A 13,152-nucleotide genomic window follows, 5' to 3' on the forward strand; every position below is an offset into this window, starting at 1 on the left:
TCCAATCAGAATCGCGTTCCATACTGGGCTACAGCTAACTACAGTGAGTGAGTATAGAAACTTTCTTAGAACGGGGCACATATATTATTTTATATGAAATGTTAGGAGGGTGACAATGCAGCAGATTAGTGCATGCATGATTGTGAAAGATGAAGCAGATATATTGGAAGAAACGTTAGATAGCATAAAAGAAGCCTGTGATGAGATTATTATTGTTGATACGGGATCAACGGATAACACCAAGGAAATAGCAAAAAAATATACAGACCGTGTGTATGATTTTGAATGGGTTGATGATTTTTCCGCTGCAAGGAATACGGCATACAGTTATGCAACAAAAGATTATATATTTTTTATGGATGCAGATGATTATTTGCCGAAAGAAGAGCGAAAAAAACTATTGCAATTAAAAGAGAACTTGGATGATTCCGTAGATGCTGTAACCATCTTTACGGTACTGAGCGTTGATGAATTTGGCAATCCTGCATTTAAATATAGAAGACACCGGCTGAGTAAACGAAGCAATAATTTTAAATGGCACGGGACTGTACACGAATATTTGGCGATTAGCGGTACTATTCTTCATTCGGATATTGCGGTTTATCACCGAGTCCCAAATAAGAAAAAGCGTACTGATAAGAAACACCGCAACTTAAAGATTTATGAAAATCAGTTGCAGAATGGGGAAGTTTTCTCACCGAGGGATATGTTCTATTATGCAAATGAACTAAAAGATCACGCAGAATTTGAAAAAGCGATTAAACGATATAATCAATTCCTAGATTCAAAAAAAGGGTGGATAGAGGATAATATAAGAGCTTGTATTTATTTGGCTGATTGTTACATGTGTTTAGGAAACCATCAGAGAGAAGTGGAATCACTGACAAGATCGTTTGTATATGATACCCCAAGGCCGGAAGTTTCCTGCAGGCTTGGTGATATGTATAAAATTATAAATATGTATGATAAAGCCATTCTGTGGTATCGGCTGGCGATAGAGGTGGATGTCAGTGATTCGTTAGGCTTTCAATTGGAGCAATATTCCACATGGTATCCACATTTGCAAAGCTGTGTGTGCTACTGGCAGATAGGAAACAAGGAACTTGCGTATAAGCATCATCTGAAAGCAAAAGAATATCGGCAGCATGATAAGCGTATTCAGTATAATGAACAATTTTTTACAAACACAGGGAATGAGTAAAATCCCTGTGTTTTATTATTCATAAAAACCTTGTAATAAAATTGAATTTATCCAGGGCTTAGCCGGTACTGGATTTTTAATAATAATCCGAACATGATTGTTGGAGAGGTATCTTGAAAGCTGATCCAGAAGCTGCGTACATTGTTGCTTATCCGAATAACGGACAAAGTTATGCCTTTTAATATAAAATGTTAATTCCGAAATCAAGTTCTCCATTTCATTTATTTCTCCATCCATACTATTGTTTGAATCAGCATCCTTCTGATTTTCCAACCATAGATCCCGCCAGTAAAGATGCATAACCATTTTCTCTATGAGATTTAATGATACAATCAGCTGCTGTTCGGCATACTTTTTATCAGCTGGAAGACTTGGGCAAAATGCCATCGTTTGCACGTATGATAGGAGCATTTGAAACAGGGTGTTGAAAAATTTCATATATTCTTTTTCACTTTGTTTAAACAATGAATATGAAGATCGCTGGGACGGAGACATATTTATCATCTCCTTAGAAATTAAGAATTTTTATTGGAAAGATCACCGCTTGTAAGTTGATCTAATTTTTAACAATTGCATTCCTTTGATTGACGTGTTTGTTTCTTGCAACAATCCGAATGATCTGTCTCTGTTTCTTTACATGGATCGCATTTCTTTTCACAGCATGCTTTTTTGTCTAACGTAACAGCATCCTCCAATTTAAAATGAAGTAATATTTGTGATTTGACAACGGTCCGAAGCGTTTTATTAAGACTGTCATTTATTTCAATAAAATCATCCAGGCTTTCATTATCTTTTTTAAGAAATGATTGTAACTTTTCTCCTTCCGCATTTAGTATATGCGAAAGGCTTATCTCTTCTAATGCAATCGATGACAATAATAATTCAATTGTTTTGCAGCGATCTAATGAAATTTCAGGGTTCATGTCTGGAATCTTTGGCATTGACATAATTGAATTCACCACACAATTCCTAAGTTTTTAATCCATTCATACCTTTTCTGAATGTCTATAATTGTATTTATATTATGTTCGCCTATGCATACAGTTACAAAAATAATTGCATCGCTCCACATTTTAATAAATAAAAGGTTTTTACTGTAAAAAGGAATTATTGTGTATACATTCATGCGTGCTGATGAATAAGCTGAAATGAGTTGTTTAATTAAGAAATGAAAAGAGGTGTTTGTATGTCACAATCAAATATTCCAGATATAAATCCTGATATTACGCTAAACCGCGAGGATGTTATCAATTTATTATTAGCGTCCATTGCAATGGAAGAACTCAGTTTAGCTCATATAGTAAATGCAGAAGGTGAAAAATTACAATATGTATTGGGAACAATACCTGGATTAGATGAAGCTGCAACACTCGATGAAATTTTACAAGTAAACGATAACGTTCAAGATATGCTTTCAACGGTCATTAAAAAAGAACTGCTTTTAGATAATAAATTAAATCAAGTAACAAAAATCATTCCAGATGGTTCTACCGGCGTGACGGGTCCAACTGGCCCTGCGGGAGCTACCGGACCAACTGGGCCTGCCGGTGCTACTGGACCGACTGGACCTACCGGAGAACTTGTACCAGGGGATCCTCTGTTTAATGTATTGGGTGGAGGAGGAACTGCGACTGTTGGTGTGGGTGAAGACCTTATCTTTGTTTCAGATACGCTTGATATTAATGTAAGCGATCAATCGGCAGTTGTATCGCTTGAAACAACTGCCGAAGCAGGACCAACGGGTGCTACAGGGCCAACTGGGCCAATCGGGGAAACGGGACCAATAGGGCCGACCGGCGACACGGGTGAAGTGGGACCGACCGGGCCGACTGGAGATACGGGCGAAATGGGACCAATAGGGCCGACCGGAGATACGGGTGAAATAGGACCAACTGGGCCGACCGGAGATACGGGCGAAGTGGGACCAACTGGGCCGGCTGGCGACACGGGTGAAGTGGGACCGACCGGGCCGACTGGAGATACGGGCGAAATGGGACCGACCGGGCCGACCGGAGATACGGGCGAAATTGGGCCAACCGGGCCAACCGGCGCCACGGGACCGAATGTAGCAACAACAGGTTTTTCTGCAAGAAGGACCCCTACCACGCTTGCAACTACTAACCAGCTTGGAGATTGGACGGTAAGTAGCCCTAACTTTAGCAGCGAAAGCTTTAATCCAACAACAGGTGATTTTACGGTTCCTGAATCAGGAAGGTATGCTATAAAGGCGATTGTAAGCTATACGACAACAGCTGCCATTTCCGTTTCACTTGGTACCGGAATAGATCCTTCTTTTGTGATCAGGAGGACATCCCCAACTACAACTGATCTTATAACCGGTCTATTTCCGCTACTAAATGTTAACGTATTAGTGCTTTCATTAAGAGCGATTCTTGGAAATTCGTCGGTCACATTGACTGGTGATGTAGAATTGAACGAAGGTGATGTCATCGGACTGTTCTATGAATCAGATGGTCTGAACATTAATTTAAACCTTGGTGGAACAACAGACAGCGCAACCGTTTGGTCAATCCACCGAATAACTTAAAATGAGTTGTGTTTTTGAAAGAAAAAACAGGTGTTCAGAAAGGAAGACTGGATACCTGTTTTTACGTATGCTTGCATTTTTAGATTCATTGAAGAGTTTGAAACATCATAATGTAGCAAAAAATACTATTCGAACGAGTTGGTGAATCCAATATTTCATCACAGCTAAAAGAAACTTCCTACTCATTTTGGGACACACTCTGAAAATCCCGCGATGAGTGCAACGTCTTTTAGGTGGACAACCGCATTTTACTTCCTTTACATTTTGCAATAACCAAAAAATTGACAGTATAATAAATATATTTTATACTATACTTAATAATAAAGTACCGAGTAGCATTAACTACCCGGTACTGGCAACTACAAACTGCATAAAGAGCAGTTGGCCGTGTTTACCTAAATTTAAGTAACTGCTAGCCTTTGGTCAGGAGCGGTTACTTTTTTTTATCAGGTAAACGACAATTGTCACATTCAAAGTCAAATTAACAATTTGGAGTAATCCAAACTGAGCTAATAGACTTAGCGTTTCATATGTCGTCATTCCCTGCCATCTCCTCTCATGGGGACTTAATGATGAGGATATGGCCAACCGCTCACAACACCTATGGCCTTGCTATTGTTATTTTACCATATAATTTCATAGAATAGTAGCAATAACAAGAATAAATGTTCGATATGTTGATTAAAACCTTCTTCCCCCCTTTTTCAATTTACCTAAATACAATAAATCCCTCATATGTTTCGCTTTTCAAATTCTAAACCATAGTAGCTATCGAAAAATTCACCCATATAGGTTCGAAATTTCGGATAAAGAACAATCTAATTCGCTTCGTGTAAACACTCGAAATATTTCCAACTTGACTCACCTACACACCTTTTATATAATATATGTGTAGGAGGCGTTCGATATGGCAGATCCAATGAAAAGAAAACAATTTCATATGTCGAAGGAAGATGATAAGCTTTTAAAAGACCTGGCTCAAAGCAAAGGAATGTCGGAAGCTGAGGTTGTAAGGGAAGCTGTTCAAGAATATGCTGCAAAAAATTCGCAACAACTAAACCCACTTCTTGAGATGGCAAAAGAAGCAGAGCAACATACGGTTGATTCAGCCAATGATTTGTCGGTGAACCATGATCGTTATTTAAGGGAGATCCATGAAAATGAAGAATAATAGATGTTTTGTGGACACGAGTGCGCTGATTGCACTTAATCATGCTGGAGATCAAAAACACGCCGCTTCACGTGAGATTTCCTTAAAATTAAAAGACAACCAACTGATGATCTCCGACGCAGTAATAAACGAGACCTATAACATCTTAAGATATCGACTCGGATTCCAAAAGGCTGCTTATTTTCTAAAAATGGTTCTGCGCGACAATACATTTATCATTGTTGACGTGACACCATCCATAAGAGCAGATACCCTTCAACTTCTTGAGCAATATAACGATCATAAGATTTCTTATTGTGATGCGCTAAGTGTAGCGATAATGAAAGAACGTCAAATCCATAAAATCTTTTCATTTGATTATCATTTTACAATAATGGGTGTGGAAGTTGTTCAGTAATAGGATGCACCAGTTAAAATTACGAGTTTGGCAGCCTGCATTGTCATCAACGGTTCATGTAAAATCGGATGGAGCCGAAACAACCCGCCTGTCCAGCCAGTTCTACGTAATAATTTTTCTATTTAAGGTCTTTTCCATTAACTCCCAAGCTTCATGGTGGCTTGGATCTGTGAGATAAGGTTCAAATCCGTAGTTCAAGTACATATTGATAGCCTGATAACTCGTCGTCTGGGATGTGAGATAAGCCTTTGAATGATAGTTGGCCAAAATTCCCATAGACGCACTAAGTAATGGTTTTGAAAGTTTTTTTCCTTGATTTTCTGGGACAACGCCTACCCAATGTATTCTGCCCGATATTTCGCCATCACCATTTAAGTCGCCATACCACGCTGTTGTTGTTGCGATCGCTTCTCCATCTGTATTCTCAATGAATAGACAACGCTGATACATTTCATTCCTATATGGTTCGAATTCTTTATTAAAGCGTTCTAACGCTGTCTTCTCATCTTTAAATTCACCTACACTTGTTTCAATTCTAGCCCAGGTATGTTCGTCACCTTCACCAAATAACCTCATTTGAAATCCAGTTGGGAGGGAATATTCAGGAATATCCAACAAATCTTTCCTCACCATTTTCAGCGGAATTCTCTTCACTAAAACCATCTCCTTATCATAAACATTGCTATGTTTAAATCATTTTCATTCATTATTCATTATTCATTACCATATTGTGTGATAAACACCTAATTCAGGTCATTTATTTCCTATTATTAATAAGCTTTGTCAGCGACTGCTTTTGCAGTAGTTTCTTTATATTTTAAAGCTTTTTCTTTTAAATGACTAGCAACATCATTACTTGAACGATCAAAGGAATTAACAATATAATAAGTTTATTTTATACTAGAAAGCCTCGTATGTCGTTCATAAAATATCTATCTACAAAAAACATTAGAAACTTGGCTTTTGCCAAGCCTTTATGGCAAAGGCCGTAGTTGCACTTATGCAGTAAGAAAGTAGTTATACTTTCTTAACTGCTAAAAAGACCGGACACCAAACAAGTATCCAGTCTTATAAGATTCAAACCCACCACATATCCCCAGCACTTTCTGCAATATTCACCCGCTTCAAATTCCTTACAGCTTGATTAAATCCTTCATCGACAGACATAATCGGATCTTCATGCTCAATACTGACAACATAATCATAACCGTACGTTCTGAGTGCACTAATAATATTCGACCACTCTTGGCTGCTGTGGCCATAACCCACGGAGCGGAACGTCCAGGCGCGGCTTTGCACCGCAGCATAAGGTTGCATATCCGTTAAGCCGTACATATTCACATTATCCTGGTCGATATATGTATCCTTCGCATGGAAATGGTGGATTGCATTTTCCTTGCCGAGAATTTTGATCGCCGCAACCGGATCGATGCCTTGCCACCAGAGATGGCTCGGATCCAGATTGGCGCCGACTGCATCATTTGTGGCCTCACGCAATTTCAGCATCGTGTAGGGAGTATGTACCAGAAAGCCTGCATGTGGTTCAATCCCAATTTTCACACCATGATCCTTGGCAAATTGCCCTGCTTCCTTCCAATAAGGAATCAATTTTTCCTCCCATTGCCACTTCAAAATATCGGAGTACTCCGTAGGCCATGGCGTTACTGGCCAGTTCGGATATTTCGAATCGTCATTTGATCCAGGCACGCCAGAAAATGTATTAACGACAGACACATTCATTAATGCTGCCAAACGAACAGTTTTCACAAACGTATCATGTGCTTCTTTCGCATGCGCCTTGTCTGGAGAAATTGGGTTGTCATGACAGCTGAATGCGCTTATCGTCAGTCCACGTGATTCTATTTTTTCCATATATTCTTTTCGCTTGTCTTCGCTTTCCAAAAGTTCATCCAAATTACAGTGCGCGTTTCCAGGATTTCCTCCAGTGCCAATTTCCACTGCTTCAAGACCTGCATTCTTTACATAGTCGAGCATTTCTTCAAACGTTTTTTCTGCAAATAAAACGGTAAATACGCCTAATTTCATATTGAATCACTCCTTAATTTCACACTTGTTCCTTTTTCACTGCTTGCGTAAATGGCTTCGATAATTTTTGTTACATTTCGTGCCTGTTCCGGTTTAACAAGTAATGCCGTTTCACCAAGGCAACTTTCCACAAAATTCTGCGCCTGTCTAAGTCCCGCGTTTTCTTCACTATAATCGAGCTCTGCCGTTGTGGTCATCATCTTCCCATGCCTTGACTGGTAAAGTTCATAAGGATAGACGTTCAAACCGCCCGCTGCACCTGAAATACTAAGGTGCTGTGCGTCCTCTTTAATGTTCGCCGCCCAGGAGCACTCGAACTGAAGGGAAATGTCATTTTCAAATTTGATGTATGCCGAAACATGATCATCAACTTCAAAGGTCTCATGGTCAAAAGCACCCCAGTCGTTAACCTGATTGGGTGACCTGCTCAAGGTGTTATAAGTAGTTCCCATCACTTCAACAGGTTCCGGATCGCCTAAGAGCCACATAGATAAATCAAGTAGATGGCAGCCATAATCGATCAAGCTTCCTCCACCCTGCAAGTCTTTATTGGTAAAAACACCCCATCCCGGCACTTTTCGCCGGCGCATGGCTTGTGCTCTTGTGACAAGCGGTGCACCGATTTCATCAGCTTTGACCGCCTGCTTTGCTACTTGACCAGCCTCTGTAAATCGATAATGATAGGCAATCGATAGCAGTTTATTCGATTTCTGGGATGCTTCGATCATTGCTTCACATTCTTCTGTCGTAATTGCCATCGGTTTTTCACACAACACATGCACGCCCGCCTCCATTGCCGCAATGGCAATTTCCGCATGAAACTTATTTGGTGTACAAATCGTCACAGCATCAACTTCGGTAAATAATGCATTATAATTTTTAAAAACATGTGGTATCTCGAAACGCTCCGCAACTTCAATCGCACGGTCATGATTCCTATCATGTACCGCCGTAATTTCTACTTTTTCCTTTATGTTCAGATAGGCGGGAATATGCCGTTGCTGTGCAATCCCACCCGCTCCGATGATGCCCATTTTCAACTTATTCATATTATACCTCTTTTTTCGTTGACTCGATTGCTGCTAAAATAACTTCCAATGATTTCTTACCTTCTTCCCCGTTAATTAGGGGATCTTGATCTTGAAGAATCGATTCCACAAAATGGTCAATCACATTGGTGTTCGTTTGGCCACCTTCGTCATTGGACTGAATACCGCCCAACTCATAATGGACAACTTCACCATTTGTATACTGCGCAACGAGTGAATAATCGGGGTGATCCTCTAACCGCAATGTTGCATTTTCCCCGTAAATAATCGTTGAATTGTCTTCTTTTGCTGTATACGCCCAGCTTGCTGCCAGCGTTCCAACAATACCATTTTCCGATTTCAAAATAAGAACCGCATTGTCATCGACATCGGCATTTTCTTTTGCGGAAGTTTCAATAAACCCTGCTACGTCCGTGAATTCTTCATTTAATAGATACCGGAGCAAGTCTGCTTTGTGAACACCCAAATCCCCCATCGCACCAATGAATGCCTGGTCTTTTTTAAAAAACCAACTTCTTGCTCCATCCGCGCTCCAGCCTTCCGGGCCGCCATGGCCAAATGTTGTACGAAAGCTGTAGATTTTTCCTAATTCCCCTTGTTCAATGAGTTGCTTAGCCTTTTGATGAGAAGGGACAAATCGCTGGTTATGTCCGATCATTAATTTCTTATCGTTTTTCCTTGCTGCTTCAATCATTTGATCTGCTTCTTCGCGTGAGGTTGCCATCGGTTTTTCGCAAAGCACATGACAACCAGCATTTAGTGCCGCAATTGATACCGGTGCATGCAGGTAATTTGGTAGGCAAACACTTACCGCATCTATCGTTTCCTCTGCAAGTAATTGTTCATATTTGGTGTAGGCTGTTGCCTCATATAACGCGGCAGCCTCACTTGCTCTTTCCTCTACACGATCACATACGGCAACAATTTCCACGTTGCTATTGTTTTGATATTCAGGTAAATGCCTGTTCTTCGCGATACTTCCACACCCGATAACGGCGATACGTAATGTTGACATATTCATCTGCTCCTTTACTTCTTTGCTATTTTTTCTATCGGCTCAGCGTTTCCACGTGTCGGTGACGGCGTATTCGTATTAGCCGCCCACTTCACACCGTTTTTGATTACTTGTTGAATTTCTTGATTGTGATAGGTTGGATACGTCTCATGCCCGGGACGGAAATAAAAAATCTTCCCCTGGCCTCGTTTAAACGTGGCCCGCTCCGAAACACCTCGCCGCCTTCAAACCAGCTGATAAAAATCAACTCATCGGGCGTAGGGATATCAAAGTGCTCCCCATACATTTCCTCTTTTTCAAGCTCGATATATTCGCTCAAGCCCTCGGTGATCGGATGTGTCGGATCAACCACCCAAAGCCGCTCTTTTTCATCTGCTTCACGCCATTTCAGGTCACACCCCGTGCCCATTAGCTTGGTGAATGGTTTGGAAAAATGCCCGGAATGCAGAACGACTAGTCCCATTCCATTCCATACGCGTGCTTTTACTTTTTCCGCAATCTCATCCTTTACTTCATCATGTGCTTTATGCCCCCACCATACAAGGACATCGGTTTCTTCTAAAACTTTATCCGTTAAACCATGATCCAGCTCATCCAGCGTTGCAGTCGTGAGGTCATGCCCTTCTTCCTTTAAAAATGCCGCAATTGCACCATGGATGCCTTCTGGGTAATTCTCTGCTACAACTGAATTGGTTTTTTCATGGCGGTTTTCATTCCAGACGGTTATTTTCATGATAAACGCTCCTTTTTCGTTTAAGCGGTTAATCTACTGTATAAACTCTAGCTTCATAAGGTTTTAATAGAATTTCGTTACTAGCTCTTTCTGAATCAACTTCATAATTGCTTAAAATCACTTCCGAGGATTTACTTTGGGAAATATCAGGAAAGATGAACGATGTCTCTTCAGCAAAAAGGTTCGCGATCACAATTACCTTTTCATTATCCAGCGTTCTTGTATACGCAAAAATTTTATCATGGTCTTCTAAAATAAGTTCATAGTCTCCATATACGAGGACGGCGTTTTCTTTTCTAAGCTTAATCATTCGCTTGTAATAGTTGTAAATAGAATCAGGATCGTTCAATGATTGTTCCACATTAATTTCTTTAAAGTTAGGGTTTACTTTCAACCATGGGGTATCGCTAGTCGTAAATCCTGCGTTTTCATCATGGTTCCACTGCATCGGGGTTCTAGAATTATCCCGGCCATTTTTCCAGATGACCTCCATGATTTCCTGATGCGGCTTGCCTTCTTCGCGTTCATTATTATACAAATTCTTGATGGAAACGTCATTGTAATCATCAATCGAATCAAACTGTACATTCGTCATCCCAATTTCCTGCCCTTGGTAAATAAACGGTGTCCCTTGCATGAGAAAATACATCGTCGCAAGGCATTTCGCCGACTCCACTCTCCATACTTCATCATTTCCCCATGTTGATACCGAACGGGGCTGATCATGATTTTCCAAAAATAACGCGTTCCAACCAACACCATCCAACCCTTTTTGCCATTTCGTCAATGTTTGCTTCAATGCATGGATGTCCAGTCCTCCAGTTGTACTATTTCCCCAGAGATCCAAATGCTCGAATTGAAAAATCATATTGAATGTCCCATTCGCCTCGCCAACCCAATCCTCTGCTTCCTCGACATCGACGCCATTCGCTTCACCAACAGTCATAATGTCATAATGATCAAAGGTTTCATGCTTTAATTCTTGTAAAAATTGCTGGATACCAGGTCGATTCATATGCCCATTAAATGATGGTACATATTTTTTATTATCCGGGTTAGGCAAGTCAGGATATCCGTTCTCTTTTTTTATATGGGAGATAGCATCAACGCGGAAGCCATCGATTCCTTTATCCAACCACCAGTTGACCATTTCATACAAATCGTTTCTAACTGCTGGATTTTCCCAATTTAGATCAGGTTGTTTGCGTGAAAAGACGTGCATGTAATATTCGTTCGTTTTAGCATCATATTCCCAAGCTGAGCCACCAAAAATGGACTCCCAATTATTCGGCTCCTTGCCGTCTTTTTTTCCTTCTTGCCAAAGATAATAATCTCTGTATGGATTGCCCTTTGAAGAACGTGACTCTATAAACCAAGGATGTTCATCAGACGTATGGTTGATGACTAGATCCATAATGAGTTTCATTCCACGAGTGTGGACTTCTTCTAGCAATTGATCAAAATCCTCCATGGTGCCAAATTCATCCATGATCCCCTTATAGTCGCTTATATCATATCCGTTGTCATCATTTGGTGAAGAGTAAATTGGACTTACCCACACAACATCGACTCCCAAATTTTTCAAATAATCCAACTTGGAAATTATTCCTTGGATGTCACCAATCCCATCCCCATTAGAGTCCATAAAACTCCGTGGGTAGATTTGATAGGCTATTGCTTCCTTCCACCATATTTTATTCATAATTGCCCTCCTTACACTATTCATTGCTGTTTTTTTGTTTTAATTTTACCTAAACGATAGACCTAGAAAGGATCTAAACGCTTGTTTCTATGAAAAAGAGATTATAATCCCGCTTCTTGAAAAACCAACTTATAATTACACATTATTATCAGTAATATATTTTATGTTTCAATTTTTCTTACCCACAGAGTCACGATAGACAATATTATGTGGAATAATTATCCGTTTCGCCGGTTCGTCTTCATTTACCGTTTTTTCAATTAACGCTTTTGCTGATTGCGCACCTAATTCATAAATCTTAATATCTACTGTTGTTAATGATGGCTGTGTAATTTCTGATAGATAGACATTATTAAAACTAACCAATGAAATATCCCGGGGAACATTGTACGCGAGTTCCTCTAACATACTTAACACACCAAGACCGATCAGATCATCACTAACAACTATTCCAGTTGGTGGGCTCTCTAATAAAAATAAACGTTCAACCGCCCCGCGTCCACCCGATTCTAAAAATTCTGTATGAATCTTATATTCTTCGGAATTTTTGAGGTTCGCATCCGTTAATGCTGCTTCATAACCAGCTTCACGGTCTATTGTTACGAATAAATCATTTGCTCCACCAATAAAGGCAATTTTTTCGTGACCTTGTTCAATCAAGCTATTTGTAATGTCTTTCCCCGCCTGGTAGTTGTCATTATCGACGTGTGTAATCTCATTGGTATATTCATATGGCTTTCCTACAATGACAAAGGGAAAATTCTGCTTATGTAAAAATTCCGTAACCCGATCATCTACTCGGGAGTAGAGCAGAATGACGCCATCTATATAGCTACCATGCACCATTCGTTGTACCTCTTCAAAAATCTCCTTCTCCGATTCACCAGTAGACAAAAACATTGAATAATGCATTTTATGAATAACCGAGCTGATACCTCGTAATACTTCTGGAAAAAAGGGATTTTGCAAGGCCTTATCTGCTGGAGAAGGTATGATAACACCTATGGACTTTGTTGATTTGGCAACCAGATTTCTTGCATTAACATTAGGATGATAACCCATTTCCTTCATTATCTTTCGCACTTTTTTCTTCGTTTCAGCACCTATTCTTGGATTATCTGCAATTACTCTGGATACAGTAGAAGGTGATACACCACTCTTTTTGGCTACATCTTTAATAGTTACTATTTTTAAATCCCCCTTTTTACGCTTGATTTATTTTTGAATGCTATAATAATTCCAGTCTAATTTCTTCATTTATCATAACATCATGCTATGCTCATCTCAGTT

13 protein-coding genes and 1 pseudogene are annotated in these 13,152 nt (G+C 39.9%); 4 read left to right on the forward strand and 10 right to left on the reverse strand.

All coding sequences use genetic code 11. The features are described 5' to 3' along the window. The first annotated feature begins 115 nt into the window (after positions 1-115). Positions 116-1,201 (forward strand): glycosyltransferase family 2 protein, encoded by a 1,086-nt coding sequence (locus OLD84_RS16515; protein ID WP_209462528.1) that lies wholly within the window; start codon positions 116-118, stop codon positions 1,199-1,201. 15 nt (positions 1,202-1,216) lie between these two features. On the opposite strand, the gene OLD84_RS16520 is transcribed toward OLD84_RS16515, so the two are convergent. Both OLD84_RS16520 and OLD84_RS16525 read right to left on the reverse strand, forming a co-directional pair. Then, complete coding sequence (locus OLD84_RS16520) at positions 1,217-1,696, reverse strand: hypothetical protein (RefSeq protein ID WP_209462529.1); 480 nt, start codon at positions 1,694-1,696, stop codon at positions 1,217-1,219. 68 nt (positions 1,697-1,764) lie between these two features. Further along, complete coding sequence (locus OLD84_RS16525) at positions 1,765-2,148, reverse strand: alpha-helical endospore appendage domain-containing protein (RefSeq protein ID WP_209462530.1); 384 nt, start codon at positions 2,146-2,148, stop codon at positions 1,765-1,767. A gap of 239 nt (positions 2,149-2,387) precedes the next feature. On the opposite strand from OLD84_RS16525, the gene OLD84_RS16530 reads away from it, so the two are divergent. Beyond that, the gene (locus OLD84_RS16530; RefSeq protein WP_209462531.1) at positions 2,388-3,749 is read left to right on the forward strand and encodes a collagen-like protein; all 1,362 of its coding nucleotides are present in this window, start codon (positions 2,388-2,390) and stop codon (positions 3,747-3,749) included. A 423-nt stretch (positions 3,750-4,172) separates the two neighbouring features. On the opposite strand, the gene OLD84_RS16535 is transcribed toward OLD84_RS16530, so the two are convergent. Further along, positions 4,173-4,289, reverse strand: coding sequence for a putative holin-like toxin (locus OLD84_RS16535; RefSeq protein ID WP_245301506.1), 117 nt, complete (start codon positions 4,287-4,289; stop codon positions 4,173-4,175). A gap of 367 nt (positions 4,290-4,656) precedes the next feature. Between OLD84_RS16535 and OLD84_RS16540 the strand changes: the two genes are divergently transcribed. Beyond that, a complete protein-coding gene (locus tag OLD84_RS16540; protein ID WP_209462532.1) occupies positions 4,657-4,920 on the forward strand; it encodes a ribbon-helix-helix domain-containing protein in 264 nt (87 codons plus the stop codon). Next, complete coding sequence (locus OLD84_RS16545) at positions 4,910-5,317, forward strand: type II toxin-antitoxin system VapC family toxin (RefSeq protein ID WP_209462533.1); 408 nt, start codon at positions 4,910-4,912, stop codon at positions 5,315-5,317. The genes OLD84_RS16540 and OLD84_RS16545 overlap by 11 nt, the downstream gene beginning before the upstream one ends. Positions 5,318-5,419: 102 nt before the next feature. Here the strand turns inward: OLD84_RS16545 and OLD84_RS16550 are convergent, their stop codons facing one another. From OLD84_RS16550 to OLD84_RS16580, 7 genes and pseudogenes are all read right to left on the reverse strand, one after another. Then, complete coding sequence (locus OLD84_RS16550; RefSeq protein WP_209462534.1) at positions 5,420-5,971, reverse strand: GNAT family N-acetyltransferase; 552 nt, start codon at positions 5,969-5,971, stop codon at positions 5,420-5,422. Positions 5,972-6,394: 423 nt separating this feature from the next. After that, positions 6,395-7,363 carry a sugar phosphate isomerase/epimerase family protein gene (locus tag OLD84_RS16555; RefSeq protein WP_209462535.1) on the reverse strand — a complete coding sequence of 323 codons (969 nt, stop codon included), beginning with the start codon at positions 7,361-7,363 and terminating at the stop codon, positions 6,395-6,397. Further along, entirely contained in the window at positions 7,360-8,412 is a 1,053-nt protein-coding gene (locus tag OLD84_RS16560; protein ID WP_209462536.1) for a Gfo/Idh/MocA family protein, read from the reverse strand. Before OLD84_RS16560 ends, OLD84_RS16555 begins: the two co-directional genes overlap by 4 nt. 1 nt (position 8,413) lies before the next feature. Next, the gene (locus OLD84_RS16565) at positions 8,414-9,427 is read right to left on the reverse strand and encodes a Gfo/Idh/MocA family protein (protein ID WP_209462537.1); all 1,014 of its coding nucleotides are present in this window, start codon (positions 9,425-9,427) and stop codon (positions 8,414-8,416) included. A gap of 14 nt (positions 9,428-9,441) precedes the next feature. Then, positions 9,442-10,160: pseudogene (locus OLD84_RS16570) on the reverse strand (ThuA domain-containing protein). Positions 10,161-10,188: 28 nt separating this feature from the next. Then, positions 10,189-11,862 carry a glycoside hydrolase family 13 protein gene (locus OLD84_RS16575; protein ID WP_209462538.1) on the reverse strand — a complete coding sequence of 558 codons (1,674 nt, stop codon included), beginning with the start codon at positions 11,860-11,862 and terminating at the stop codon, positions 10,189-10,191. A gap of 168 nt (positions 11,863-12,030) precedes the next feature. Further along, positions 12,031-13,050, reverse strand: coding sequence for a LacI family DNA-binding transcriptional regulator (locus OLD84_RS16580; RefSeq protein WP_209462582.1), 1,020 nt, complete (start codon positions 13,048-13,050; stop codon positions 12,031-12,033). Between the last annotated feature and the right edge of the window lie 102 nt (positions 13,051-13,152).

This window comes from Virgibacillus natechei (assembly GCF_026013645.1).
In the GTDB taxonomy this organism is placed as follows: Bacteria; Bacillota; Bacilli; order Bacillales; family Amphibacillaceae; genus Virgibacillus_L; species Virgibacillus_L natechei.